Raw genomic sequence first — 25,215 nt, 5'->3', positions numbered from 1 at the left:
GATAAGTCAACATCGATTCGCCTTTAAGGCTCATCGTGTTTCCTTTATCTCAGTCGAAGACTACGAAATCCGTACGCCGATGAACAAGCGCCCTACGCTTTTCCCCTTAGAAAGGAGGTGATCCAGCCGCACCTTCCGATACGGCTACCTTGTTACGACTTCACCCCAATCATCTGTCCCACCTTCGGCGGCTGGCTCCATAAAGGTTACCTCACCGACTTCGGGTGTTACAAACTCTCGTGGTGTGACGGGCGGTGTGTACAAGGCCCGGGAACGTATTCACCGCGGCATGCTGATCCGCGATTACTAGCGATTCCGGCTTCATGCAGGCGGGTTGCAGCCTGCAATCCGAACTGGGAATGGTTTTCTGGGATTGGCTTAACCTCGCGGTCTCGCAGCCCTTTGTACCATCCATTGTAGCACGTGTGTAGCCCAGGTCATAAGGGGCATGATGATTTGACGTCATCCCCACCTTCCTCCGGTTTGTCACCGGCAGTCACCTTAGAGTGCCCAACTGAATGCTGGCAACTAAGGTCAAGGGTTGCGCTCGTTGCGGGACTTAACCCAACATCTCACGACACGAGCTGACGACAACCATGCACCACCTGTCACTCTGTCCCCCGAAGGGGAAGGCCCTGTCTCCAGGGAGGTCAGAGGATGTCAAGACCTGGTAAGGTTCTTCGCGTTGCTTCGAATTAAACCACATGCTCCACCGCTTGTGCGGGCCCCCGTCAATTCCTTTGAGTTTCAGCCTTGCGGCCGTACTCCCCAGGCGGAGTGCTTAATGCGTTAGCTGCAGCACTAAAGGGCGGAAACCCTCTAACACTTAGCACTCATCGTTTACGGCGTGGACTACCAGGGTATCTAATCCTGTTTGCTCCCCACGCTTTCGCGCCTCAGCGTCAGTTACAGACCAGAGAGCCGCCTTCGCCACTGGTGTTCCTCCACATCTCTACGCATTTCACCGCTACACGTGGAATTCCACTCTCCTCTTCTGCACTCAAGCCTCCCAGTTTCCAATGACCGCTTGCGGTTGAGCCGCAAGATTTCACATCAGACTTAAGAAGCCGCCTGCGCGCGCTTTACGCCCAATAATTCCGGACAACGCTTGCCACCTACGTATTACCGCGGCTGCTGGCACGTAGTTAGCCGTGGCTTTCTGGCCGGGTACCGTCAAGGCGCCGCCCTGTTCGAACGGCACTTGTTCTTCCCCGGCAACAGAGTTTTACGACCCGAAGGCCTTCTTCACTCACGCGGCGTTGCTCCGTCAGACTTTCGTCCATTGCGGAAGATTCCCTACTGCTGCCTCCCGTAGGAGTTTGGGCCGTGTCTCAGTCCCAATGTGGCCGATCACCCTCTCAGGTCGGCTACGCATCGTTGCCTTGGTGAGCCGTTACCCCACCAACAAGCTAATGCGCCGCGGGCCCATCTGTAAGTGACAGCAAAAGCCGTCTTTCCTTTTTCCTCCATGCGGAGGAAAAAACTATCCGGTATTAGCCCCGGTTTCCCGGTGTTATCCCGATCTTACAGGCAGGTTGCCCACGTGTTACTCACCCGTCCGCCGCTAACCTTTTAAAAGCAAGCTTTTAAAAGGTCCGCACGACTTGCATGTATTAGGCACGCCGCCAGCGTTCGTCCTGAGCCAGGATCAAACTCTCAGTAAAGATGTTTGATAAAAGCTCAAAAAGAATTTGACGTTTCGTTTTGTCCAGTTTTCAAGGAACAATCTCAATTAGCAACTTATTTAGTATAACATTACAACAAGTCACTGTCAACATAAAATTTGGAGCGGGTGATGGGAATCGAACCCACGACAACAGCTTGGAAGGCTGTGGTTTTACCACTAAACTACACCCGCATGCAAATCGGGAAAACAGGATTCGAACCTGCGACCCCATGGTCCCAAACCATGTGCTCTACCAAGCTGAGCTATTTCCCGCATTTCCCTGGTCTAAAAACTATCAAACCAACTTATAATAAGAAAAGGCCTGTTTTTTATAAAGTTTTCAACTGCCCGGTAAGCTCTGGAGCCTTTTACGCAGCTGTTAACAGATCTTTTTTGCATGAAAAAATAGCGCGCCCAAGAGGAGTCGAACCCCTAACCTTTTGATCCGTAGTCAAACGCTCTATCCAATTGAGCTATGGGCGCGTAAATGCGGCCGAGAGGACTTGAACCTCCACGGGATTTAACTCCCACTAGGCCCTCAACCTAGCGCGTCTGCCATTCCGCCACGACCGCGTTATTAACTTGACACCTTTATATTATATCAAAACCTTTTATGGATGTCAACTACTTTTTATGGAGCGGAAGACGGGATTCGAACCCGCGACCCCCACCTTGGCAAGGTGATGTTCTACCACTGAACTACTTCCGCGATTTATCAAATCAATGCCGGTGAAGGGAGTCGAACCCCCACGCCGTGCGGTGCCAGATCCTAAGTCTGGTGCGTCTGCCAATTCCGCCACACCCGCGGATAAATGGTGAGCCATGCAGGATTCGAACCTGCGACCCTCTGATTAAAAGTCAGATGCTCTACCAACTGAGCTAATGGCTCAAAAATGGCTGGGCCAGCTGGATTCGAACCAGCGCATGACGGAGTCAAAGTCCGTTGCCTTACCGCTTGGCTATGGCCCAATGGCGGTTCCGACGGGAATCGAACCCGCGATCTCCTGCGTGACAGGCAGGCGTGATAACCGCTACACTACGGAACCACTCATGATATGATAAATTTCAAATGACCCGTACGGGATTCGAACCCGTGTTACCGCCGTGAAAGGGCGGTGTCTTAACCGCTTGACCAACGGGCCGCGATGACTGCTTTGTATGTATGGCGGAGAAGGAGGGATTTGAACCCTCGCGCCGCTTACGCGACCTACGCCCTTAGCAGGGGCGCCTCTTCAGCCACTTGAGTACTTCCCCAAAATGGCTCCGCAGGTAGGATTCGAACCTACGACCGATCGGTTAACAGCCGATTGCTCTACCACTGAGCTACTGCGGAATAACAAGCAACATCTTGTCGACTCTTAACATTATAATGACGGGACACGAAGGTGTCAACCCTGTTTTAAAATTTATTTTTAAAGCTTGTTTCGAAGATGCTGCATGCCCATTATTTCCGGCCCGGTTCAGCATACGTTTTGTGCAGCACCAGTTTTCCACCGCATCTCCCGCAAACGTACCGGTTGGTGTTGACCTTTCTTTGCCTTTTATACAGGATGCCACACTCCGTACAGACATATTCGTAACGCGGGGACGGGCGGCTGATCATGCGGGAAGCTGCTTTACTCGGCAGCACGGCACAATAGCGGGGCGCGTCCGTTTCCTTTAACAATTGTTTGAAGTCCGCATCCCGGTGCCTGTACCCTTTCCCTTCCAGATGAAGATGGTAATGGCAAAGTTCGTGTTTGATAATGCCGATCAGCTCTTTTTCTCCGAGTTCTTCTAAATATTTTTTATTGATTTCGATATTGTGGCTTTTTAACAAATATCTTCCCCCGGTGGTCCGCAGCCGGGGATTAAATGAGGCTGCATGCCGGAAAGGTTTGTGAAAATACTCCATTGATATTTTTTCCACAAGGCCTTGCAATTCCTTGTTATCCATGGCCGTATGCCTCCTTACTCATAATGAAAAATGGATGCCGCGGGCACCTGCGCTTTTCTTTTCACATGACAAGTTATTATAGCATATACTTTAGTAAAAGTGCGGGGGGATTGGTTTTGTTTCAGCATTCAGGAACAAGGGGGCGTTTGTGTGCCGGTATGGTTTCAAAACCAAATACGGAGAGCTTTTTGCGAGAAAAGGCGCAGTGAAATTAAACTGCTGAATGAATGCTGGTTTTTTTACAATGAAAAGAAGATGCGCGTGTAACTGGCGCATCTTCTTTTCACTTTTAATCATTTGGAAGCATGGTGAGCGATAATCTTCCTTTTTGGACGTCCACTTTCTCCACCCATACGGTAACAATATCGCCGACTGAGACGATATCAAGCGGATGTTTAACAAAACCTTTACTTAATTTTGAAATATGGACAAGCCCGTCTTCTTTCACGCCGACATCGACAAACGCCCCGAAATCGACGACATTCCGGACGGTTCCTTGCATCTCCATCCCCGGTTTCAGATCTTCCAGTTTCATAATATCCTTTTTCAAAAGCGGTTTTGGCAGTTCATCACGCGGGTCGCGGCCCGGTTTTTTCAAGGCTTCGAAAATATCTTGCAGGGTCAGTTCGCCGATGCCGAGTGTCTTTGCCATTTCCGGGACAGACAGTGTTTCGAGCGATTGGATCAGCTTTTCTGTACCGATATCCGCTGTCGTCATGCCCAGTTCATTCAGCAAAGATCTGGCCGCATCGTAGCTTTCCGGGTGGATCGGTGTTTTATCAAGTGGTTCTTCCCCATCCGGTATGCGGAGAAAGCCGATACTTTGTTCGTATGTTTTTGCGCCGAGGCGGGGAATCTTTTTCAATTCGGCCCGGTTTTTAAATTTGCCGTTCTCATCGCGGAATTTTACAATATTGCCCGCTACAGTGCTGCTGAGCCCGGACACATATTGCAAAAGAGACGGGGATGCGGTATTGACATCGACACCGACCTGGTTGACGGCTGTTTCAACGACGAAAGTGAGCGATTCATTCAGTTTCTTTTGCGAAACGTCATGCTGGTACTGCCCGACACCGACCGATTTCGGATCGATTTTCACAAGCTCTGCCAGCGGGTCCTGGAGCCTGCGGGCGATGGAGACGGCGCTCCGTTCTTCAACATGCAAATCCGGAAATTCTTTGCGGGCAAGGTCGGATGCAGAGTAGACGCTTGCCCCCGCTTCATTGACGATCACATAGGAAACATCTTCTTCTATTTCTTTTAAAATACCGGCAATCCATTGCTCGGTTTCCTGTGAGGCTGTGCCGTTTCCGATCGCAATGACCTCCACCTTAAAATCCCGGATGATGCTTTTTACAATCGCTTTGGCTTCTTCTGTTTTCGGTTTTGGCGGATGCGGGTAAATCACGCCGATTTTCAGCACTTTGCCCGTTTCATCCACGACTGCGAGTTTGCAGCCGGTCCGGTACGCCGGGTCAACCCCGAGCACCGTTTTTCCTTTTAAAGGCGGCTGAAGAAGCAGGTTCCTTAAATTCTCGGCAAAAATATGGATCGCCCGGTCTTCCGCTTTTTCGGACAGTTCGTTGCGGATTTCCCTTTCAATGGCGGGCTCAATTAGCCGTTTATAGCCATCTTCCACCGCTTCCTTGACGATGCCTGATGTAATGGAGGCTTCATTCCGGATCACTTGCCGGTTCAAATACGCCAAAATCCGCTCGGTGTCGGCCTCAATGGATACGCGCAAAATGTTTTCTTTTTCGCCGCGGTTAAGCGCAAGCACGCGGTGGGGAACGATTTTGCGGACCGGTTCTTCGTAGGCGTAATACATTTCGTATACCTTTTTCTCATCTTTTTCCGCGTCTTTGACGGTACTTGCCATCACGCCTGTTTTAAACGTTTGACCACGGATCCAGCCGCGGTATTTCGGCTCGTCCGAAACCATTTCGGCAATTATATCTTTTGCACCCTGCAATGCTTCTTCGGCAGATGCCACCTGCTTTTCCGCTGATACGTACGCTGCCAGTTCAGCATCCAGGTCGCCTTCAGCCGGAAACGAAAGCATCCAGCGAGCCAGCGGTTCCAGCCCTTTTTCCTTTGCAATCGTGGCCCTTGTCCGGCGTTTTTGTTTATACGGGCGGTAGAGGTCTTCTACCAGCTGAAGCTTTTCTGCCTGTAAAATTTTCCCTTTCAGCTCTTCTGTTAATTTTCCTTGCTCATCGATCAGGCGGATGACTTCCTCTTTTCGCTGCTCAAGATTTTGTAAATAGTTCCACCGCTCCATAATGTCACGGATCTGCACTTCATCGAGCGCACCGGTCATTTCTTTCCGGTAACGGGCAATAAAAGGAACGGTATTGCCGTCTTCCAGCAAACCGATGACATTCCGGATGCTCTTTTCCGGGAACTGCAATTCTTTTCCCAGCTGGCTGATAAGCCTTGCCTGTTTTTCTTCCAAATTAAACACCACACTTCTGATTACTCTTCTGTTATTTTATCATGCTTTACGGGCTGAAAAAAATTGCAAAATAAAAAAGCTTGCCTTTACTGCAAGCTCCCAATAATAAATGTAGCGTCGTCATCCATGGTCTGTTGTTCTTTTAACCGGTCGGCAATCCGTTCGATAGACTCACATTTCTTCAAAAAAGATTGGACATTCCGCTCTTTCACACCGTCTGAATGGATGACGAACCTGGAACCCGGTTCATAGTCAAAAATCTCGGTTTTGAATTGCTGCGGCTTGCCGGACAAGTACCCGGTAATCGGGATCGGATAAGTCAGTTTGCCGCCCGGTGCCAACATAAAAAAGCGGATGTTGCCGACACAGCTGTAAACAAATTGGCGTGATTTAAAACAGGCTTTGAAAATGGCAACCGCTGCGCCCCGCTTCCGGTACAAAGCACGATTGCATGCGTCCATCAGCGTGTCAACATCGTCATCCGATTGTTCTTTCACGACTTTCGCAACAGCCTGGGAAGAGTAGTAGGCAAATTCCCCGCTCCCCAGCCCGTCTGCCAGCACACAGAGGAAATAGTCATCCGTTGCCTTCATAAAATAGGCGTCTCCGCACAGGTCCCGGCCGGCCTTTGTTGTCTGAAATCCATATACTTCTACTTGCTTTGAACTAAGATAATTCATAATGGCTAATTCTCCACATGTTGCAGTTCACCTTCTATGGCGTCCCGCAGTTTTTTGATCGCACGGCGTTGCAGGCGCGAGACGTGCATTTGCGAAATCCCCAATTTCTCACCTGTGTCCTTCTGGCTTAAATTTTCAATATACGTGTAGTGGATGACCTGGCGTTCCCTCTCGCTCAGTACGTGCAACACTTTTTCAAGCACAAGCCGCTGGTTGACTTTTTCATATCCGTCATCTTCACTGCCGACCATATCCAGCAGGGTCACGGTACTGCCGTCTGAATCCGACTCAATCGAATGGTCAACGGAAAGTGCGTGGTAGCTTTTGCTCATTTCCATTGCTTCCAGCACTTCTTCTTCTGAGATTTCAAGATGTGCAGCAATTTCAGCGATTTTTGGCGAGCGTTGCAGTTCGTTCGTCAGTTTTTCAACAGTGGATTTAATCCGCGGGCCGAGTTCTTTAATCCTTCGGGGGACGTGGACACTCCATGTTTTGTCTCTCAAAAACCGCTTAATTTCTCCGATGATGGTCGGAATCGCAAAGGATTCAAAGCTTTTTCCAATATTCGGGTCAAAGCGCTGAATGGCGCCGAGCAGGCCGATAATCCCCACCTGGAAAATGTCCTCCTGGTAGGCTCTTCCTTTCGAATATTTGCGGGCAAGCGACTCCACAAGTTTCTGGTAGTGCGCGACAAGTATTTCCTGCGCCTCTTTGTCGCCGTTTTGCTGAAAAGATTGTATCAATTGATTGACATCAATCTGATCAGGTTGAGGCAGTTTTGACATTCGTCTCCACCTGCTCCCCTTGAAGGTACTTGGTCATCATGACTGTAATCCCGCCATCATAATGTATGCGGACTTCATCCATTAAACTTTCAATGAGATAAAGGCCCAATCCTCCTTCTCTCATAAATTCGATCTGCACATCTTCCGTGTAAGGCCCAGCAAGTTCCCTTACTTTTTCCAGATCAAAACTGTCTCCGTTATCGGAAACCATGACTTCAAGGCGGTCCGGATAGAGGCTGAAATCGATGCTGACTTCCCCGTCCTCCTTGTCCTTATAGGCATGCTGGACAGCATTGGTAATAGCTTCGCTCGCGGCGATCTTCAAATCCTCGATGAGTTCGTAATCAAATCCCATGCGGCTTGCAATACCGGAAATGGTGAGGCGGATGACTCCGACATATTCCGCTTTGGCAGGGATTTTCATACTGATATGATCAAACTCCTCCATGTCTCACACTCCACCTTCTATTTCGGTATTAATCTTCATGATGTCGGAAAGGCCTGTAATATCAAACAGCCGTTTCAAACGGTCGGAAAGCCCCGTCAACGTGAGCATCCCGCCGTTTGCCCGCAAGCTTTTAAACAAACCGACCAGAACACCCAGCCCGGTGCTGTCCATATATGAAACATTGGTTAAATCTATTAAAACTTCCAAACCTGCTTTTCCTTCATATGGTTCAAATGCTTCTCTTAATTTTGGAGCTGTAAATGCGTCAATTTCCCCCGAAATGGTTACGTTTAAGGTATTTTGACTTTCCTTTTCCTTTACATCTACTGCAAAGTCCATTTCTTTCACCTCTTTAACATTCATCACTAAGTGGTTCATACCCTTTCCGGGCTGATGGCAAACCTGCTTTTAGGCAGTTCTTTTTAAAATCAGCAAGGTAAAATCATCACACAATTCAAATTCCTGCCATCTTTCCAGCTCCCTGTACACATTTTCCACGATTTCCTGTGCGCTCTTGCGAATATTTTTCCGGATCAGGCCGGTAATCGTTTCCCGGCTGACAAATCCTTCCTTTGTCCGGCATTCCGTTACACCGTCTGACAACAGCACAATCATATCGCCGAGCTGTACATCTTTTATATATTCATGATACTTCGATTTTTTTTCAATGCCCAAAAGCAGCCCTTTTGCGATTAAATCCTCAAATTCATCCGTTTCCGCATGATAGTAAAAACCGGGCTCGTGCCCGGCGGATGCGTAGGAGAACTTATGTACTACCGGGTCATACATACCGTAAAACATCGTGATAAACATACTCGGGTCGACATTCTGTTCAACGACGCGGTTCAGATTTTCCAAAATGATATGGGGTTGGTGGCTGTATTCCGGCAAACTGTCCATCGCGTATTTGATCATGGACATGCAGAGCGCCGCCGGGATCCCTTTCCCGATCACATCCGCGATTGCAATGCCGATACGGCGGTTCTCATCTTCAATAAAATGATAATAATCGCCGCTCATTTGTTTGGCCGGCATGCTGATCACGCCAATATCAATGCCATCCTGCTCCGGGACATTCGCCTTGAGCAGGGTTTGCTGCATGCCCGCAGCAATCTCAATTTCGCTCTTCAGTTCTTTTTGTTTTGTCCGGAGGCTTTGCTGTTCCCTGTAAACGAGCCCGTAGGCAAGCATAACTTCCAGCAGGACATCAAAGGACTGCTGCACCGTTTTGGAAAGCCCGGGTTCGATTTGCTGCAAAACAGAGCGGTGGCACATAATCATGTCTTCAGGAGAGACCCGGTTTTCAATCAGTTTGCGGCTGAACTTCTCGCACTGGTACAGCGCCTGTTCATCCGGATGCTGTAAAAAATGGCTGAGAATCTCTTTATATTCCTGCTCCATTGCATCGCGGAAATCCATCTTTTTCCTCCTATCATCGTATCCACTTGATTGCGGTAACGGTTGTTCCCTCATTCGGCGCCGAAACGATATCAAATTCGTCCATCAGGCGTCTTACTCCCGGCAGGCCTGCCCCAAGCCCTCCGGATGTGGAATAGCCGTCTTCCATTACTTTCCGGATATTTTCAATCCCCGGCCCTTTATCTGTAGCGATCACTTTCAGCCCTTTTTTCCCGTCTTGCAGAACTTTCTCAATCCGGATTTCCCCTTGTCCTGCGTATATAAAAATATTGCGGGCGAGTTCGCTGATGGCCGTTGTGATTCTTGCCTGGTCGACAGCACCGAAATGGAGCTCCCTTGCAATGTTTCTCCCAAGCTGGCGGGCGGCCACAATATCCCACTCATTCAAAATTTTTACACAGGAATGGTTATCCATACAGCTAGTCCCCCAATTCCTGTTTTAATTTCTCCAGGCCGCTTTCCAAATCCAGTGCCGTCATGACGCCCTCCATCGTAATTCCCAACTCGATCAGGGTAATGGCGACTGCAGGCTGGATTCCGGTGATGACCACTTTTGCGCCCAGCATTTTGGACATATTGACCACATCGCCCAGCACTTTTGCGATGAATGAGTCAATAAAATCGATAGAGGTGATGTCGATGACAACACCGCTTGCATTCGTTTCGTATATTTTTTTAAGCAAATCTTCCTGAAACTCCAAAGCTGTCTGGTCATCAAGCTCCCATTGGATCGAGACCAGCAGGCAGTTTCCCAGCTTTAAAATGGGTATGCGCATCAATCAACCCTCCCATTCTACGATTTTCCTCCCTGTCATTTCAAGAGCCTGTTCAATTCCTCTTTGCAGTGTACTCGTTGTTGTAATATGATTTAATTTGATTCCCAAATTTGTTAACGTATGTGCAATTTCAGCACGGATGCCGACAAGCATGCAGCGGGAGCCGACAAGCCGGACAGCATTTGCCGCCTGAATGAGATGATGGGCAACAACCGTATCAACAACTGGCACGCCCGTAATGTCGATCAGTACCACCTCCGACTTGTTTTTCACAATGCCGTACAGCAGGTTTTCCATAATCTGTCTTGCCCTTTCCGAGTCAATGGTGCCGACTAATGGAAGGACGGCAATTTTGTCAAACACCGGAATCAAGGGGGCGGACAATTCCTTTAACGCACTTTGCTGAAGCGAAATGGTTTTTTCCCAGATGGTGGTGTAGGCATTGACAAATTCATTTTGAACGGCATTGGTCCATTCCCGGAAGATTTCCCAAAATTCCTGGTGCTTTTCAAACACGACATCCGGGTTGTTATTCATCATCAGGTTGTAAACAATATCCCCGAGAATTTGAATGCCAGTCGTTGCAAAAGTGAGCGGCCAGCCCAGTGTCACGATTCTTTCGGAAAACTCGCCGAGCTGTTTCTCGTATTCGTGATTGCCTTTCGTCAACCGCGCAAGAATCACTTCGACAAAATCCCGGCTTGTTTTTTCAAACACCACCCCTTCATCAAAATGAAACGGGGCACCGCCTTTTGCTTTCATGCTTTTCATCCATTCATCCAGTATTTCATCTTTATGTTCTGGTATAAATTTCGCTAAATATGATTGCATGATCAACCCTCTTTCCTCCGAACAGTTTGAAGCGCCCTTCTTTGACAGCCTGCTTTAGACATGCCGGGCTTTTCCGGAAGACTTGCACAAAAACAAATGAACTGCTGCCTTTCGCCCCGGCGGATGGCTTTTTTCTGAACCGGTTTGTTGAAAAAACACAGAAAAATCCATTTGATTTATAAGTTATTATATCTGTTTTTGCCGGCAACCGGAAAATATTTTTTATGTAAATGGCACAGAAATCGGGCAAAAGCAGCATTTTTCCGGAAATTTTCTTCGGTTTATCTTATAGCGTTATCATATACCCGTTTTCAGATAGGGTTAAACCACATTCGTTGTATTTTTTTTGAAGGTGGGTTTCGCATGTTTGACCGCAGCACGTGAAAAAATATGCTAAAACGGGCGACGGGATGATCTCTCTTTTGTTCCAGCTTATTTTAAGAATGGCAAAGCCTGCCGAATGAAAAAACGCCCTTTAAAAAGAGCGTTCCTAAAATTCGACCAGTCCCAGGCTGATTTGCAGGGCGTCGTCAATTTTTTCCATGACTTCTTCATCAAGATGCGTAATCTTATCCGTTAAGCGTTGTTTATCGATTGTGCGTATTTGTTCAAGCAATATCACAGAATCCCTTTCCAAACCGTAACGCTTTGCATCAATTTCCACATGCGTGGGCAATTTTGCTTTCTGGATTTGCGCTGTTATCGCGGCAACAATGACAGTGGGGCTAAAACGGTTTCCAATGTCGTTTTGTAAAATGAGGACAGGACGTACGCCTCCCTGCTCGGAGCCGACCACCGGAGATAGATCGGCGAAGTACACGTCTCCACGCTTAACAATCAAAGGATTACCCCCCGCTTACTAGGCTTTCAACTGTATGTTCTGCTTCGTATTCAGCCTGGATCGCTTCGGAGGCAATCGCCAAATTAATTTTTGCCATTTCCATGTAACCACGCCTCATCGTTTCGCGGATTTGGCGTTTTTTCCGTTCTTTTAAATACATTTTTGTGGCACGGTAAATTAATTCATTGCGATTCATATTTTCAGTTTCAGCAAATCCGTCCAATTCCGTCAACAGCTGCTGCGGCAAGCGGACTAAAATTTCTGTTGAAATAGGTTCAGACACCTGCTACACCTCCACGCACTAGACACCGTTTCTACTTTCCATTCCCTTTTCATCATACCATCAAATACACTATATGCAAAGGCCAAATCACCATTCCTGTCTATTATCGGCAAAAAAATCATGTCATTATTCAAAATTCGCCAAAACATTTTTCAACCTTCAAGGACCGGATTCGACACGTCCGCGACATCGTTCCCGTTTTTCAGGAAAATGCGCGGCACCCGGCTTGAAATGGAACAGGTAACCTCGTAGTTGATGGTTTCGAGCTTTTCGGCAATTTCGTCAACAGGAATGGACAAATCTCCCTGCTTTCCAATCAAGGTTGCTTTTGTCCCGACAGCAACCGGACGGGCAAGCTTGACCATGCATTGATCCATGCAAATCCTGCCGACAATAGGCGCTCTTTCCCCGTCAATGATCACTTCCTGACCTGAAAGCCTGCGGATCCAGCCATCTGCATATCCAATCGGCAGCGTGGCGATCCATTCATCGCCGGAAGCCTGATAAGTGGCACCATAACTCACCGTGTCCCCGGCATGGATTTGTTTCACATGCGTCACCTTCGTATGAAGGGAGAACGCCTCTTTTAACGGAAACGGCAAAACCGGCTTGATGGCGGGCGAAGGGGAGAGCCCGTACATTGCAATGCCGAAACGGACAGCATTAAACGGAGACTGGTCAAATCTCAAAGCGGCGGCGCTGTTTGCGCAGTGCACATACGGCGGGCGGTGTTCGAGGTTTAAAACCATATCCTGAAACTGGCTATATTGCTTTTCATACAAAGTCGTATCGATTTCATCCGCTGTCGCAAAGTGGGTAAAGATCCCTTCAAAATAGAAACAGGATTGTTGGTTCACGATTTTTTCCACTTCTTTTAATTCCTGTAGGGTTCTTACGCCAATCCGGCCCATTCCGGTATCACATTTAAGATGGACGGATAGTTTCCGCCCGGTTAAATACCGGCCTGCTTCCTCAAGCCAGTCTTTTTGAAAAACAGTCAGGGAGATGTTTTCTTCAGCCGCGACTCCGGCATCTTCCGGACGGGCTGCCCCCAAAACAAGTATCGGAGCGGTAATCCCTTTTTTTCGTAACGCGAGCGCCTCGTCCAAAAATGCAACCGCAAGCGCTGAAGCTCCGGATGCAAGCGCGGTTTTCGCCACATATTCCGCGCCGTGCCCGTAGGCGTTCGCTTTTACAACCGCAATGATTTGCGTATGCTCGGGCAAAAGCTGGCGCATATTTCCGACATTTTCCGAAATGGCATCCAAATCGACTTCCACCCATGTATCCCGGTAAAAAGCCATGATTACACTTCCTTTATGATTCCATATCCTGATTATCGAACGCGTAGCCAGCGTTGTCAATGGTTTTTAAAAGGAAGTCTTATCAAACCGGTTTGGGACGGATTGCCGAAAGCAACATGCTGTAACCGCATCAAGAAAAAAACCCGCAGAGAATGGCTGCGGGCTTGTGCTTTTAGTGCTTACGAACGGGTTATCCGCATTTTATTTTTCCGGTTCTCCTCCGACAGACTGGGCGACTTCCATCATTTCCGCAGCCGTGAGCGATTTGGAGGCAAGCGTATATTCGACACCGTTCACCGTCCAGGACAGGGAGTCGCCTGTCTTGATCCCGAACGCAAACCCGAGATCCGCCATTTCCCCGTTTGCAGGAATCGGTTCTGTGGAAGCAGCAGGGAGTACCTCTGCCTTTTCCTCAATCAGCGTATACGTTTTATCGCCCGTATAGGTCAAAATAACGCGCTTGCCGTTTGCAACGGCAACTTCCTGTTCATCGAGCAGCGTCGTCCCCCCGATTTTTGCCGTCGGATATTTTACCGAAAACTCTTTGTTGCCGACCTTTCCGTCCACCGGCACTTCGAGTTTCGCCCCTGTCATATTTTTTTTCGTGTCAAACGCGTTGCTGTCGAATTTTGCATTAAAATCCACTTTCGTAAAAAGCACACTGACAAGCGTATTGCGGTCCGTGTCCATCACTTTCACACTGACTGGTGCAAGCGTCCTTTTGTCAAAAGTAATTTGCTGGTACGGCAGCATCTTATGGTTTTGATAGCGTGTCTTCGTCTCAAACACATATCGGTTCTTTTTCACCGTCATCTTTGCCTCTTTATCTTTCAATATGTCTTTCACAAGTGATTCATAAAGGTACGCCTGGCTTGTGTTGTTCGGCCAGTCGCTTTGAAATTTGTAGCTTTTGTTGAGGGCGGGCGTGACCACAAACACGCCTTCTTTATTGCGCAAAATCATCTGGCTCTGCCCCTCGCCCGCATTTTTCAGGTTGACACGGTAATATCCCGGCCGGTTGTGCCAAACTTCAATATTGTATGTCCGCGGTTCATTGCCCGTTTTCAGCGTCATTTTCGCATTCAGCTTGTAGCCGTCCATCTTCTCCACTTTTTCATTTAATTTTCCGGCCACATCCTGCGGTTTTTTCGCTCCGCAGGCGGAAAGCAGAAAAATGGCAAACAGCGCCGCAAACAAAACCCAGTACTTTCTCTTCATCCTTTCAACCCCTTTATTGTCTCAAATCTTATGAAGAGAAAGGCTTCATCAAAAGCCCGTGCCTTGTCTCTCCTCTCTTACTCTGAATATATGAGACAACCCGGGCCTGTATGATGGGGAATTGAAAAAACGTTATAGCTTCAGTCTTCCAGAATCACTTGGGCGAATGCATATTCACGGCTGTGCGTGATCGACAAATGGGCATGGGGCTCTGCCGGCTTTGAAAAATACGGGCGGCCATTTTCATCTTTTGCGATTTCAATTTCCTGAAAAGACAACGCGCCCCCGATCCCCGTGCCAAAAGCTTTGGAATAAGCTTCTTTCGCCGCAAACCTGCCGGCCAGGAATTCAATTTTCCTTTTTTCTGTCAACTTGCAGAACTTTTGCTGCTCCGCTTTTGTTAAAATCCGCCCCGGAAACCGCGGCTGCCGTTCATACAGCTTTTTTATCCTTTCAAGCTCGACAATATCAATGCCAATTCCTTTGATCATGTGCTCACCTTCTGTTTTTCCAGAGTATAAACCACAAAATTTCCGATACCCGATTTTCACGCTGCTGCGGTGCCTCTGCCTTCCGTGAAAATATGCGCCGGTAAATCGTTCTGCTGGTATCCATGATGGCGGTTCGGCCCTTTTTGAAAATACGCGCCGGATTTGGGCTATCCCTTTTTCCATCCTGCTGGCGGTTGCGGTTAGAAGCAGGCCGGACGTCTAATTCGTCATTTCCGGCATATGTATAAATAGAGCTTTTCCATTGAAAGGAGTATTTGCAATGCTGATCCGCCCGATCCGCTTTTCTGCTTTTATTGGTTCCTATCCCGTCGTATCTGCCATTTTCCTGGCCCAGTGCCTCTTGTTTGCGGCCATGCGGCTTCCGGTTTTACCAACACAAACCCTTTATGAAACACTGTCCGGTGTGAACCTTTATATTGCCCAAGGGGAAATATGGCGGCTTGTCTCCCCTGTTTTTGTCCATATTGATTTCAGCCACCTGCTGTTGAATTCCTTCTCCCTTTTGCTGCTCGGCCCCTGTCTCGAACGGCTGGCCGGAAAATGGAAGTTTACCCTATTATATTTTGGCTGCGGATGCTGCGCCAATCTCGCTTCTTTTTTTCTGCTTCCGCTTACCTATTCCCATGCCGGTGCGAGCGGTGCCCTGTTCGGCCTGATCGGCGCATATGTCGCCCTTGTCTGGGTCGGGGAAGATGTGCCAAAAACAAGCCGGCAAACCATTTTATCGATTGCGGTCATTTCCGTTGTAACGGCTATGATGCAGCCTGGTGCCAACCACACAGCCCATCTTTCCGGACTCGTTGCCGGCATGCTGCTCGGAGGCATGCTTTTGCAAAGAAAAGCGGCTTCTCCTGCTTAGAAAAAGTCAATTCTCCGGACTCATTGCCGGCGTGCTGCTCGGGGGAATGACTTTTACGAAAAAAACGGATTCTTCCGCTTTAAAAAAAGCCAATTCTTTTCAGCCGCATTACCGGCGTGCTGCTCGGGGGAAAGGCTTTTACGAAAAAAAGCGGATTCTTCCGCTTTAAAAAAAGCAACGGGAGCTGCCGTTGCTTTTTTAATGGGGCGCCGGCAACTTTTGCCATACCGGCATTTTTACTTGTAAAGAGTCGCAGCCGGATACAAACCGACCCGCTCGTAAAGCTGATGATGCTCTATTTTTTTGGCCCCGCCTTCGTTTGGTTAAAATGGTTTGCGGTTTGTTGTTGTTCTTCTCGGCTTTCTTCCCTTATTGTAAGACCCTTTGTAGGACCCTGCAGGCTTGCCCCGTCTGCTATGGTCTTTTTTATGCGGAAGCGGCCGTTCTTCTGAAATATGAACCGGTGTTTTATCCGGCTCTTTCGTCATCAGTTTCAAAGCAGCTGCCGTGACCTCAGCCGGGTCATATTCTGCAAGCAGCTCCTTCGCTACCGACATATATTCATCAATATTGCCTTCTTTGATGGTTTCCCCGATCCGTTCCATGGTGACGCGCTGCTGCCCTTCAAACGCTTCATCCCAGGTCGGCGGGCGCATCGGGAGCATTCTCTTTTTCGTTGTCTGTTCAACCGTTTTGAGATAGCCCATTTCCCGCGGCGTGACAAAGGTCATTGCCATGCCTTCCCGTCCGGCACGGCCCGTTCTTCCGATCCGGTGCACATAGGATTCCGGATCCTGCGGAATATCGTAATTGTAAACATGGGTTACACCCGAGATATCCAGCCCGCGTGCGGCAACATCGGTGGCAACAAGCACATCAATTTTCCCGTCTTTAAACTTCCGGAGTACCGATAAGCGTTTCGCCTGGCTCAAATCACCGTGGATACCTTCTGCAAGATAGCCGCGCAAGTTCAGGGCATTCGCCAGTTCATCAACTCTCCGCTTCGTGCGCCCAAACACAATCGCAAGGTCCGGAGACTGTACATCCAAAAGCCTTGACAATACATCGAATTTTTCGCGTTCCTGGACTTTGACGTAGTATTGTTCAATAGACGGAACGGTCATTTCTTTTGCTTTCACACGGACAAGTTCCGGGTTGTTCATGAAGCGTTCGGCAATTTTCCGGATCGGATCCGGCATGGTTGCCGAGAACAGCATCGTTTGGCGGTCTTTCGGCACGGTGGAAAGAATGGCTTCAATGTCATCAATAAAGCCCATATTCAACATTTCATCCGCTTCGTCAAGCACAAGCGTATGCACATGGTCGAGTTTCAAGGTTCCCCGGTGTATATGGTCAAGAATCCGTCCCGGTGTTCCGACAATAATTTGCGGATGGTTCTTCAGCGCACGGATCTGACGCGAAATATCCTGGCCGCCATAAACAGCCAGCACATGAACGCGCGAATCCTGGCCGATCCGGTACAATTCTTCAGATACCTGAATGGCAAGCTCGCGGGTTGGCGCGATAATGATTCCTTGAATATTACGGCTTCTATGATCAATCTTTTCAATTAACGGTATGCCAAATGCTGCAGTTTTTCCCGTACCTGTCTGCGCCTGGCCGATAATATCCTTCCCTTGCATGGTGAGCGGAATGGTGGCTGCCTGAATCGGCGATGCCTCTTCAAATCCCATTCTTTTCACAGCTTTTAAAATCGCCGGGCTTAAATTTAATTCTGAAAACTTCGTCAATCTTCTCAATCTCCTTCTAAACGTTCAACAGGGCCGCATGTCTTCCTTAGGGTTTTACCCTTTTCGGCAAAAAAATATACTCTTTTGAGCATTGTCAGCTAAAAGCGTAAACGATGTACGGTAATCGTAACATGAATACGGCAAGATTTCAACGAATATGGAGCCGTGGTTTTTTCACAATCATTTTGGGACTTTCAATTTTTCGGTACCAATGGTCGCCGCTATACAATTTTTCTAAAAGATATCTAATCTTTGGCACAAAAAAGTGATAAAATCGCCATCATTTATATCTCCGGGTATTTCATTATCCAGTTCTAGAATAAATTTGCCAACCATCACTTTCTCTTTATACACTAATTTCCCTGTAAAAATATAGGAAAAATATTCATCCTCCAGTTTTTCAATTGTGTACTTTGGCCTTTCCGCCTTCATCAGATCAGAAACATTCAAACAGTAAATCGGGTTCTTTAATACATAGCCTTCTGTGTAATTTAACGGTTGGGCAAAGCATCTGATTTCGGTTTCTCCATCCGTCACGATTACTTCAGCTTCTAAAGCTTCTTTGGAAATCCACTCTATATTTTTTATTTTCAATTTAGCACATCCTTTCTATTTATTCTAAACCATATGCTTTGTACTTTCTTTGCTCGTTCTTTGTATCGGTAATATTTTACTCGAAGGAGCAAATGAGCGGAAAAATAAAGGGACATAGGCTTCAAATTTTTAAACCGCTGAAACAAAAAAATGATCATTTTCAATTCCCGTGCCTGCTTTTCCATCCATCATTCGATCAAACCCTTTTAGAAGCCATGGACAGAAAAGCAATCCATGGAAGAATAATGGCGCACTTTTAACCCATCGACTCTGTTTATGCACTTTCATCGTTTGGGTTCATTTTTTCATTTATGGCATCCATTTTGCTTTTATTAGTTGTACAGGCTATGGTTTCTGAATACAAATATATCAATCGCATGATGGAAAGGCTGAGGAAAATGATGGAAAGCATGATTAGTTATATTTTTCTTGGGCTGTCGCTTGCTGCGCCGATCGGGCCGGTGAATGCCGCTCAAATTGACAAGGGGATTAAAAATGGCTTTCTCCACTCATGGCTGCTCGGAATCGGTGCCATGGCAGCGGACGGTTTGTATATGCTGCTCGTTTATCTCGGTGTCGTCCATTTGCTCAGCATCGGATTTGTAAAATCATTCCTTTGGTTTTTCGGATGCTTTGTCCTTACATACACCGGCATTGAAAGCATGATTGCAGCCAATCAGCCGATTTCCGGTTTGATGAGAAACAAAGAAAAATTGTCCAAATCATTCCTGACCGGTTTTCTGATGTCTCTGACCAATCCGCTCACCATTTTATTCTGGCTCGGCGTTTACGGTTCCGTGCTTGCAAAAACAGCTGAATCTGTAGGCCCGCAGCAGTTTCTCCTCTACAGCCTGGCCATCTTTATCGGAGTGGCGCTGTGGGATTTTTCGATGGCTGCCGTCTCAAGCAGCTTCGGAAAACTGCTAACCAACCGTTTGATTCTTTTCATTTCGAGGCTGTCCGGCCTGTCTCTTGTCGGTTTCGGCATTTATTTCGGCATTCAGGCGGTCAAGAGTCTGTAGCATAAGCAAACAAAAGTCCCGCCGAACTCTTGTACCTTTTCGCTGGTTTTCCGGAAAAAATCAGCACGTTCTTGCTTTCCGCCCGCTTTTTTACCGTCCGGCCCTTTTTGCCGATTCAGTCACCTTTTTTTCAAATAAAGGGATGATTTCTGAAGTGGGCATGGAATCCTTTCATTTATACCGCGTTTTTCGAAATGCGCCGGATTTTTCCGGCTTTTCGCCAGTTCTTTCGCTTTTTCTGAATCTTTTTCGCCTTTTCTGCTGGTTTCGACAAGCAACTTATATAGTTCCATAGTTTTCAAGAGAAATTTCCCGTATACTAATCATAACAGCAATCAAACTTTATAAGTTGGAGGAGAATTGTCAATGGCAGCTTCACATATTCAAGCCGTTCTCTTTGATTTAGACGGGGTCATCACAGATACTGCGGAATACCACTACTTAGCATGGAAAAAGCTGGCTGATGAGCTGCAGGTTCCTTTTGACCGCCATTTTAATGAAGCGCTTAAAGGGCTCAGCCGCATGGACTCTTTAAAGAAAATATTGGAGAACGCCCGGCCGGAGCCTTCCTTTTCTAAAGAAAAGCTGAGCGAGCTCGCGGACAGGAAAAATGAATATTACAAAGAACTGATCCGCCAAATTTCCCCTGCCGATTTGCTTCCGGGCATCCACAACCTGCTCGAAGATATAAAGGAAAGGGGAATCAAAACAGCGCTGGCTTCCGCGAGCAAAAACGCCATGTTTGTCATCGACAGACTGGGGGTGGCTTCCTTTTTTGATGAAATCGTGGACGCTGCCCGCATTCAGCACGGCAAGCCGGATCCGGAAATCTTTTTAACCGGCGCCCGCAAGCTGGACGCGGATCCGGCATTTTGCATCGGCATTGAAGACGCGGAAGCCGGCATCCAGGCCATTAAAGCGGCCGGCATGTTTGCAGTCGGGGTCGGCACGCCGGAAAACATGAAGCAGGCGGATTTCCTTGTTGAAGGGACGCAGGATCTTGACTTTGAAAAAATCGAAAGCGCATTTCTTCTGAAAAATAAAGGATGAGGCGTGATGGTTACCATTTCCGATGTCGCAAAACAGGCGAATGTTTCAAAGATGACGGTTTCACGGGTCCTTAACCACCCCGAACAGGTTAGAGATGATTTAAAAAAACTGGTATATGAGGCGATGGAGCAGTTGAACTATGTACCCAATTATGCGGCACGTGCCCTCGTCTCCCACCGTACCCAGGTCATCAAGTTCCTGATATTGGAGGAAATGGACACAACAGAGCCGTATTATATGAACTTGCTGGCCGGCATTGCCAAGGAGCTCGACCAAAACCACTACTCGCTTCAGCTGGTCACACGGAAATCGAAGGACATCGGCCAGTGCGACGGTGTGATTGCGACGGGTGTCCGCAGCCAGGATTACGATACCATTTTAAAAGAATTTTCCAAACCGGTGATTTTATTCGGGCAAAATGACAGAGGGTTTGATTTTATTGATGTGGACAATGAAAAAGGCGTACGGCTGTTAACAGAGCATGTCATTCGCCGCGGGTTTAAAAAAATTTATTTTTTCGGCATTGACCTGCAAGAGCCCTTTATGTTTGCGAGACAAAAAGGTTATCTGGATGCAACCGAAGCAAACGGGTTGCCGCCGTTTCTTTGCAGGGTCAAAAACAGTTCAAGCGCCGCCCAGCAAGAAGCGGAAAAAATTTTATCCAGCCGGAAAGAAAGATGCGCGTTTGTATGCGCAAGCGACCGGATTGCCCTCGGTGTGATCAGAGCCGCCCAATCGCTACGGCTATCCATACCAAGTGAGGTTGCGGTCACCGGTTTTGACGGGGTGTTTCTTGACCGGATTTCCGCTCCCCATATTACAACCGTGCGCCAGCCCGTTGTAAAAATGGGAGAAGCATGTGCACGCATGCTGTTGAAAAAAATTCAGGAAAACGGGAAATCCCAAGGGCACCAGTTTTTTGAACCGGAAGTGGTCATCCGCCCCTCCACCGTCTGTGAATAAGCAGCCTTACACCGGTTGCTTATTTTTTTCAGGATGGGCTTGGGCCAATCAAACCCGTAAAAAGCATTTTGTTAACGGTAACATCGCTGAAAAATTTGTTCCGGATAAAGGGGTGATGATACGTTGAAAGGGTATAGAAGAAACGTGGAGGTGAACCGCTTTGCAAGATGCGTGGTGGAAAGAAGCTGTCATCTATCAGGTATATCCGCGCAGTTTCAAAGATGCAAACGGGGACGGCGTGGGCGATATCCCGGGCATCATTGAAAAGCTGGATTATATCCGTGATCTCGGGGCAACGGCCATCTGGCTCAATCCGATTTTCGCATCGCCGCATGTGGACAATGGCTATGATGTCAGCAACTACGAAAAAATCGACCCGGTTTTCGGCACGATGGAAGATGTGGAACACCTGATCAAGGAAGCGAAAAAACGCGGGCTTAAAATCATTCTGGACCTTGTGCTGAACCATACGTCAGACCGCCACCCGTGGTTCCAAGAAGCGCGGAAAAGCAAAGAAAATCCGTACAGGGATTACTACATTTGGCATGACCCTGTCAAAGGGCGTGAACCGACGAACTGGGCGAGCTTTTTCGGCGGCAGCACATGGACATTGGATCAACAAACCGGGCAATATTATTTTCATCTGTTCAGCGACAAAATGCCCGATCTGAACTGGGAGAACAAAAAAGTGCGCGAAGAAATGGCAAAAATCGCCCTATTCTGGCTGGATAAAGGTGTGGACGGATTCCGGCTGGATGCGGTCATTCACCTGGCAAAGGACACCCGTTTTCTTCCCGTTAAAACAAAATCGGAAGAAGCCTTTGTGCTTGCAGAACAGTATTATGCCAACCTGCCGCGTGTCCATGATTATATCCGTGAATTTAACCGTACGATTAAAGCGAAGCATCCAGAAGCTTTTTTAATCGGGGAAACAGCTTCCGCCGACACGAAGCTTGCCCGGCTTTATTCAAGGCCGGACCGCGAAGAATGCGACTGCATCATTACCTTTAACTACTTAGGGTTTGACACAGAAGCAAAAAAACCTGGCATTCCGCAAAACTGGCAACAGGGAAAATGGGACTTGCTTGCTTTTAAAAAAGCGATGTCCCAGTGGCAACATGACTTGTACGGGGAAGGCTTCAATTCGCTCTACTGGAATAATCATGATATGCCGCGGGCCTTGTCGCGTTTCGGGGACGAAGGTAAATACCGGGAAAAAAGCGCAAAGATGCTTGCTACTTTGATGTATTTGCAATGGGGGCTGCCGATTTTGCTGCAGGGCGAAGAAATCGGCATGGTGAACTTGAAGCTCCCGCGGCTCCAAGACTATGAGGACCCAAGTATCAAAGGGCTTGCCACAATTGCGAAAAAGAAAGGCTATGCGGAGGAAGAAATTTTAAAAATGGTGCAACAGCGCTCTAAAGATACGTCAAGAGGCGCCATGCAGTGGAACAATGATCGATACGGCGGCTTTTCTACATATGCTCCGTGGCTCGGCATCAATGAAGATACGCGGACCGTGAACGTAGCGGCGCAGGAAAAAGATCCCGGCTCCGTGCTGCATTATTACCGGAAGCTGATCGAACTGAAAAAATCAATGCCTGTCTTTACGGCCGGCAGCTGGGAAATGCTGGCTGATGAGGACCCGGACATCTACGCGTATATACGGAAGCATGAAGGCAGCTGTGCCATGATTGTCTGCAATACATCGAAAAAGCTGCAGACCTTTACCTGCCCGGAGCTTACCCGCCACAGATGGGCATGCCTGCTCAATAACAACGGCTATCATAGCAAAGCGGTGCCAAGCAAACTGGTGCTATCGCCTTTTGAATGCTTTGTTTTATTACAGGAGTAGCATAAGAGGAGGAGAAAAGATGGAACACGCAGGAATTTTTCATCAGCCGTTCAGCGCGGATGCATATGTATATGACAAAAAAACGATGCACCTGAAGCTGCGCACGAAAAAAGGGGATATTCAGAAAGCCGTCCTCATTTGGGGAGACCCGTATTTATTTAAAAAAAAGCAAGACGGGGAATATCACTGGGAATCTGAACGCCTCGAAATGGAAAAAAAGGCTGAAACAGAGGCGCACGATGTCTGGTTTGCCGAAGTCCGTCCGCCGCACCGCCGCCTGCAGTACGCCTTTATCCTTACCGGCACGGATGGCAGCAACATTTTTTATGGCGGGCGCGGCTTTTACCCAGCAAATGAAGATACACTGCGGGTGCCTGACTATTATTTTAAATTTCCGTTTATGCACGAAATCGATATGTTCAAGGCGCCTGACTGGGTGAAGTCCACCATTTGGTACCAGATTTTCCCTGAACGGTTTGCAAACGGCAATCCCGCCATTTCTCCGGAAAATGCCCTGCCGTGGGGAAGCAAAGACCCGGGCGTGGACGACTTTTTCGGCGGCGACCTCGAGGGGATCATCGGCCATCTCGATTATCTCACCGATCTAGGCATTAACGGGATTTACTTGACGCCGATTTTCGAAGCCCCTTCCAATCATAAATACGATACATTCGACTATTTTACGATTGACCCGCATTTCGGCGATAAAGAAATATTCCGCAAACTGGTGAAAGAAGCCCACAAGCGCGGGATCCGGATTATGCTCGATGCGGTGTTCAACCATATTGGGAAAAATTCAAAACAGTGGCAGGATGTGCTGAAAAACGGGGAGAAATCGCGCTACAAAGACTGGTTCCATATCCACTCTTTCCCGGTCCGCGAAGGCGAAAACGGGAACATTGACGGGCATGATACGCTCTCATTTGACACGTTTGCTTTTACGACAAGCATGCCGAAGTTGAATACGGCCAATCCCGAAGTGCAACAGCATCTGCTCGATATTGCAACCTACTGGATCCGTGAATTTGACATTGACGGCTGGCGCCTTGATGTCGCCAACGAAGTCGACCATGCTTTTTGGAAAAAGTTCCACCAGGCCGTTGTAGGCGAGAAACCGGATGTTTTTATTCTCGGCGAAATTTGGCATGATGCATGGCCTTGGCTTTTAGGCGATGAGTTTCATTCGGTCATGAATTATCCATTTACGCAGACGATAATTGAATACTTTGTGGATGAAAAAATTTCCGCTGAAAAACTGATGCACAGCCTCAACCAGCAGTTTATGCATTATATGCAGTCCAACAACGAGGTTTTGTTTAATATGCTTGACAGCCATGACACCCCGCGGATTTTGACAAAGGCAGGCGGCGACAAGCAAAAGGTGAAGCTTGCCCTTGCCTTTACGTTCGCGCATACCGGTTCGCCGTGCATTTATTACGGCACGGAGGTCGGAATAGACGGCGCAGGTGACCCGCTTTGCCGGAAATGCATGGTCTGGGATGAAGACAAGCAGGACCGCGACATGCTCGCATTTATGAAAAAGCTGATCCGCTTCCGGAAAGACCATCAACAAACCTTGACATACGGCGATCTCGTCTGGCTGAAAACCGATAACGAAAAACAAGTGGTCAGCTTCCTGCGCAAAGGGGAAAAATGCACCTTGCTGTTTGCCTTTAACCGGTCGGACCAAGAACAGGCCATCCCGTGGAGCGAGCTGGATGTAAAACCGGACACCGTAAAAGACGCTTGGGAAAACAAACCGGTTTCAAGCAAAACCCTTGTCCTCCCGCCAATGGACTTTGCGATTCTGGAAATCACAAACTGACCCTGACCGTAGCGTTCTTGAAACCCATTCGTCGCTTCCCATTGCGATTTTAAAAATCACAAACTACCCCTCCCCCCTGCCGGATAATTGGCAGGGGGCTTTTCATTTTGTTACCGTTAACAGAAAATTTTACATTGTAACC

The 25,215-nt window shown here is 48.0% G+C and carries 24 protein-coding genes, 12 tRNA genes and 1 rRNA gene; 7 read left to right on the top strand and 30 right to left on the bottom strand.

Going from position 1 to position 25,215, the window contains the following annotated elements; translation table 11 throughout:
• Positions 1–110: 110 nt before the first annotated feature.
• From BCOA_RS25045 to BCOA_RS24980, 14 genes are all read right to left on the bottom strand, one after another.
• Positions 111–1,664, bottom strand: a 16S ribosomal RNA gene (locus BCOA_RS25045).
• Between the two features lie 120 nt (positions 1,665–1,784).
• Positions 1,785–1,858: transfer RNA gene (locus tag BCOA_RS25040), tRNA-Gly, on the bottom strand.
• A 7-nt stretch (positions 1,859–1,865) separates the two neighbouring features.
• Positions 1,866–1,939: transfer RNA gene (locus tag BCOA_RS25035), tRNA-Pro, on the bottom strand.
• A 136-nt stretch (positions 1,940–2,075) separates the two neighbouring features.
• Positions 2,076–2,149: transfer RNA gene (locus tag BCOA_RS25030), tRNA-Arg, on the bottom strand.
• A gap of 5 nt (positions 2,150–2,154) precedes the next feature.
• A tRNA-Leu gene (locus BCOA_RS25025) sits at positions 2,155–2,239 on the bottom strand.
• Between the two features lie 61 nt (positions 2,240–2,300).
• A tRNA-Gly gene (locus tag BCOA_RS25020) sits at positions 2,301–2,375 on the bottom strand.
• 15 nt (positions 2,376–2,390) lie between these two features.
• A tRNA-Leu gene (locus tag BCOA_RS25015) sits at positions 2,391–2,472 on the bottom strand.
• A gap of 7 nt (positions 2,473–2,479) precedes the next feature.
• A tRNA-Lys gene (locus BCOA_RS25010) sits at positions 2,480–2,555 on the bottom strand.
• 5 nt (positions 2,556–2,560) lie between these two features.
• Positions 2,561–2,635 (bottom strand) — tRNA-Gln (locus BCOA_RS25005).
• Position 2,636: 1 nt separating this feature from the next.
• Positions 2,637–2,712 (bottom strand) — tRNA-Asp (locus tag BCOA_RS25000).
• A 24-nt stretch (positions 2,713–2,736) separates the two neighbouring features.
• Positions 2,737–2,808, bottom strand: a tRNA-Glu gene (locus tag BCOA_RS24995).
• A 21-nt stretch (positions 2,809–2,829) separates the two neighbouring features.
• A tRNA-Ser gene (locus BCOA_RS24990) sits at positions 2,830–2,920 on the bottom strand.
• 4 nt (positions 2,921–2,924) lie between these two features.
• Positions 2,925–2,999 (bottom strand) — tRNA-Asn (locus BCOA_RS24985).
• 111 nt (positions 3,000–3,110) lie between these two features.
• Entirely contained in the window at positions 3,111–3,602 is a 492-nt protein-coding gene (locus tag BCOA_RS24980) for a SprT family protein (RefSeq protein ID WP_014096818.1), read from the bottom strand.
• Between the two features lie 150 nt (positions 3,603–3,752).
• On the opposite strand from BCOA_RS24980, the gene cmpA reads away from it, so the two are divergent.
• The gene (cmpA, locus tag BCOA_RS35060; RefSeq protein WP_088775937.1) at positions 3,753–3,869 is read left to right on the top strand and encodes a cortex morphogenetic protein CmpA; all 117 of its coding nucleotides are present in this window, start codon (positions 3,753–3,755) and stop codon (positions 3,867–3,869) included.
• Positions 3,870–3,891: 22 nt separating this feature from the next.
• Here cmpA and BCOA_RS24970 read toward each other — a convergent pair whose 3' ends face one another.
• The 14 genes from BCOA_RS24970 to acpS form a co-directional block, all read right to left on the bottom strand.
• Positions 3,892–6,069 carry a Tex family protein gene (locus tag BCOA_RS24970; protein ID WP_014096817.1) on the bottom strand — a complete coding sequence of 726 codons (2,178 nt, stop codon included), beginning with the start codon at positions 6,067–6,069 and terminating at the stop codon, positions 3,892–3,894.
• Between the two features lie 74 nt (positions 6,070–6,143).
• Positions 6,144–6,737 (bottom strand): PP2C family serine/threonine-protein phosphatase, encoded by a 594-nt coding sequence (locus tag BCOA_RS24965; protein WP_014096816.1) that lies wholly within the window; start codon positions 6,735–6,737, stop codon positions 6,144–6,146.
• Between the two features lie 5 nt (positions 6,738–6,742).
• Positions 6,743–7,522 carry an RNA polymerase sigma factor SigB gene (sigB, locus tag BCOA_RS24960; RefSeq protein WP_014096815.1) on the bottom strand — a complete coding sequence of 260 codons (780 nt, stop codon included), beginning with the start codon at positions 7,520–7,522 and terminating at the stop codon, positions 6,743–6,745.
• Entirely contained in the window at positions 7,500–7,970 is a 471-nt protein-coding gene (gene rsbW, locus BCOA_RS24955; protein ID WP_014096814.1) for an anti-sigma B factor RsbW, read from the bottom strand. The genes sigB and rsbW overlap by 23 nt, the downstream gene beginning before the upstream one ends.
• 3 nt (positions 7,971–7,973) lie before the next feature.
• A complete protein-coding gene (locus BCOA_RS24950) occupies positions 7,974–8,309 on the bottom strand; it encodes an anti-sigma factor antagonist (RefSeq protein WP_026104587.1) in 336 nt (111 codons plus the stop codon).
• A 69-nt stretch (positions 8,310–8,378) separates the two neighbouring features.
• Positions 8,379–9,389, bottom strand: a complete 1,011-nt coding sequence (locus BCOA_RS24945) for a PP2C family protein-serine/threonine phosphatase (RefSeq protein WP_014096812.1) — start codon at positions 9,387–9,389, stop codon at positions 8,379–8,381.
• 13 nt (positions 9,390–9,402) lie between these two features.
• Positions 9,403–9,804: an anti-sigma regulatory factor gene (locus BCOA_RS24940; RefSeq protein ID WP_014096811.1), complete on the bottom strand. Its 402-nt coding sequence runs from the start codon at positions 9,802–9,804 to the stop codon at positions 9,403–9,405.
• Positions 9,805–9,808: 4 nt separating this feature from the next.
• Complete coding sequence (locus tag BCOA_RS24935; protein WP_014096810.1) at positions 9,809–10,165, bottom strand: STAS domain-containing protein; 357 nt, start codon at positions 10,163–10,165, stop codon at positions 9,809–9,811.
• A gap of 3 nt (positions 10,166–10,168) precedes the next feature.
• Positions 10,169–10,996, bottom strand: a complete 828-nt coding sequence (locus tag BCOA_RS24930; protein WP_014096809.1) for an RsbT co-antagonist protein RsbRA — start codon at positions 10,994–10,996, stop codon at positions 10,169–10,171.
• A 490-nt stretch (positions 10,997–11,486) separates the two neighbouring features.
• Positions 11,487–11,837 (bottom strand): type II toxin-antitoxin system PemK/MazF family toxin, encoded by a 351-nt coding sequence (locus BCOA_RS24920; RefSeq protein ID WP_013860680.1) that lies wholly within the window; start codon positions 11,835–11,837, stop codon positions 11,487–11,489.
• A gap of 4 nt (positions 11,838–11,841) precedes the next feature.
• Positions 11,842–12,120, bottom strand: a complete 279-nt coding sequence (locus BCOA_RS24915; protein ID WP_014096808.1) for a CopG family ribbon-helix-helix protein — start codon at positions 12,118–12,120, stop codon at positions 11,842–11,844.
• A gap of 152 nt (positions 12,121–12,272) precedes the next feature.
• Positions 12,273–13,424 (bottom strand): alanine racemase, encoded by a 1,152-nt coding sequence (gene alr, locus BCOA_RS24910; RefSeq protein ID WP_014096807.1) that lies wholly within the window; start codon positions 13,422–13,424, stop codon positions 12,273–12,275.
• A gap of 201 nt (positions 13,425–13,625) precedes the next feature.
• Entirely contained in the window at positions 13,626–14,642 is a 1,017-nt protein-coding gene (locus BCOA_RS24905) for a LolA family protein (RefSeq protein WP_014096806.1), read from the bottom strand.
• A gap of 140 nt (positions 14,643–14,782) precedes the next feature.
• On the bottom strand, positions 14,783–15,133 hold the full coding sequence (gene acpS, locus BCOA_RS24900; RefSeq protein WP_014096805.1) for a holo-ACP synthase: 351 nt from the start codon (positions 15,131–15,133) through the stop codon (positions 14,783–14,785).
• Between the two features lie 262 nt (positions 15,134–15,395).
• Here acpS and BCOA_RS24895 point away from each other — a divergent pair, with 262 nt between their 5' ends.
• Positions 15,396–16,013: a rhomboid family intramembrane serine protease gene (locus BCOA_RS24895; protein WP_231111515.1), complete on the top strand. Its 618-nt coding sequence runs from the start codon at positions 15,396–15,398 to the stop codon at positions 16,011–16,013.
• A gap of 323 nt (positions 16,014–16,336) precedes the next feature.
• Here the strand turns inward: BCOA_RS24895 and BCOA_RS24890 are convergent, their stop codons facing one another.
• Together BCOA_RS24890 and BCOA_RS24885 are read right to left on the bottom strand one after the other, a co-directional pair.
• Positions 16,337–17,764 (bottom strand): DEAD/DEAH box helicase, encoded by a 1,428-nt coding sequence (locus tag BCOA_RS24890; protein ID WP_014096803.1) that lies wholly within the window; start codon positions 17,762–17,764, stop codon positions 16,337–16,339.
• Between the two features lie 234 nt (positions 17,765–17,998).
• Positions 17,999–18,358 (bottom strand): hypothetical protein, encoded by a 360-nt coding sequence (locus tag BCOA_RS24885; RefSeq protein WP_014096802.1) that lies wholly within the window; start codon positions 18,356–18,358, stop codon positions 17,999–18,001.
• A gap of 401 nt (positions 18,359–18,759) precedes the next feature.
• Here BCOA_RS24885 and BCOA_RS24880 point away from each other — a divergent pair, with 401 nt between their 5' ends.
• The 5 genes from BCOA_RS24880 (at position 18,760) to BCOA_RS24855 (ending at position 25,073) form a co-directional block, all read left to right on the top strand.
• Entirely contained in the window at positions 18,760–19,380 is a 621-nt protein-coding gene (locus tag BCOA_RS24880) for a LysE family transporter (RefSeq protein ID WP_014096801.1), read from the top strand.
• Between the two features lie 366 nt (positions 19,381–19,746).
• Positions 19,747–20,430 carry a beta-phosphoglucomutase gene (gene pgmB / locus BCOA_RS24870; protein WP_014096800.1) on the top strand — a complete coding sequence of 228 codons (684 nt, stop codon included), beginning with the start codon at positions 19,747–19,749 and terminating at the stop codon, positions 20,428–20,430.
• 6 nt (positions 20,431–20,436) lie between these two features.
• Positions 20,437–21,393: a LacI family DNA-binding transcriptional regulator gene (locus BCOA_RS24865; RefSeq protein WP_014096799.1), complete on the top strand. Its 957-nt coding sequence runs from the start codon at positions 20,437–20,439 to the stop codon at positions 21,391–21,393.
• Positions 21,394–21,553: 160 nt separating this feature from the next.
• Complete coding sequence (locus BCOA_RS24860; RefSeq protein ID WP_014096798.1) at positions 21,554–23,248, top strand: glycoside hydrolase family 13 protein; 1,695 nt, start codon at positions 21,554–21,556, stop codon at positions 23,246–23,248.
• Between the two features lie 19 nt (positions 23,249–23,267).
• Positions 23,268–25,073: an alpha-glycosidase gene (locus BCOA_RS24855; RefSeq protein WP_014096797.1), complete on the top strand. Its 1,806-nt coding sequence runs from the start codon at positions 23,268–23,270 to the stop codon at positions 25,071–25,073.
• Positions 25,074–25,215 lie beyond the last annotated feature (142 nt).

Source organism: Heyndrickxia coagulans 36D1 (genome assembly GCF_000169195.2).
Classification (GTDB): domain Bacteria; phylum Bacillota; class Bacilli; order Bacillales; family Bacillaceae_C; genus Weizmannia; species Weizmannia faecalis.
The sequence above is the reverse complement of the archived record's forward strand: the minus strand, read 5'-3'. Positions and strand labels throughout refer to the sequence as shown.

Excerpts from the sequence above, each read along its gene's own strand:
- BCOA_RS24980 (WP_014096818.1), bottom strand. The coding sequence starts at position 3,602 with ATGGATAACAAGGAATTGCAAGGCCTTGTGGAAAAAATATCAATGGAG.
- BCOA_RS24855 (WP_014096797.1), top strand. The coding sequence starts at position 23,268 with ATGGAACACGCAGGAATTTTTCATCAGCCGTTCAGCGCGGATGCATAT.
- BCOA_RS24865 (WP_014096799.1), top strand. The coding sequence starts at position 20,437 with ATGGTTACCATTTCCGATGTCGCAAAACAGGCGAATGTTTCAAAGATG.
- rsbW (WP_014096814.1), bottom strand. The coding sequence starts at position 7,970 with ATGGAGGAGTTTGATCATATCAGTATGAAAATCCCTGCCAAAGCGGAA.
- BCOA_RS24935 (WP_014096810.1), bottom strand. The coding sequence starts at position 10,165 with ATGCGCATACCCATTTTAAAGCTGGGAAACTGCCTGCTGGTCTCGATC.
- BCOA_RS24905 (WP_014096806.1), bottom strand. The coding sequence starts at position 14,642 with ATGAAGAGAAAGTACTGGGTTTTGTTTGCGGCGCTGTTTGCCATTTTT.
- BCOA_RS24880 (WP_014096801.1), top strand. The coding sequence starts at position 18,760 with ATGGAAAGCATGATTAGTTATATTTTTCTTGGGCTGTCGCTTGCTGCG.
- BCOA_RS24940 (WP_014096811.1), bottom strand. The coding sequence starts at position 9,804 with ATGGATAACCATTCCTGTGTAAAAATTTTGAATGAGTGGGATATTGTG.
- BCOA_RS24945 (WP_014096812.1), bottom strand. The coding sequence starts at position 9,389 with ATGGATTTCCGCGATGCAATGGAGCAGGAATATAAAGAGATTCTCAGC.
- sigB (WP_014096815.1), bottom strand. The coding sequence starts at position 7,522 with ATGTCAAAACTGCCTCAACCTGATCAGATTGATGTCAATCAATTGATA.
- acpS (WP_014096805.1), bottom strand. The coding sequence starts at position 15,133 with ATGATCAAAGGAATTGGCATTGATATTGTCGAGCTTGAAAGGATAAAA.
- BCOA_RS24930 (WP_014096809.1), bottom strand. The coding sequence starts at position 10,996 with ATGCAATCATATTTAGCGAAATTTATACCAGAACATAAAGATGAAATA.
- BCOA_RS24950 (WP_026104587.1), bottom strand. The coding sequence starts at position 8,309 with ATGGACTTTGCAGTAGATGTAAAGGAAAAGGAAAGTCAAAATACCTTA.
- BCOA_RS24965 (WP_014096816.1), bottom strand. The coding sequence starts at position 6,737 with ATGAATTATCTTAGTTCAAAGCAAGTAGAAGTATATGGATTTCAGACA.
- pgmB (WP_014096800.1), top strand. The coding sequence starts at position 19,747 with ATGGCAGCTTCACATATTCAAGCCGTTCTCTTTGATTTAGACGGGGTC.
- alr (WP_014096807.1), bottom strand. The coding sequence starts at position 13,424 with ATGGCTTTTTACCGGGATACATGGGTGGAAGTCGATTTGGATGCCATT.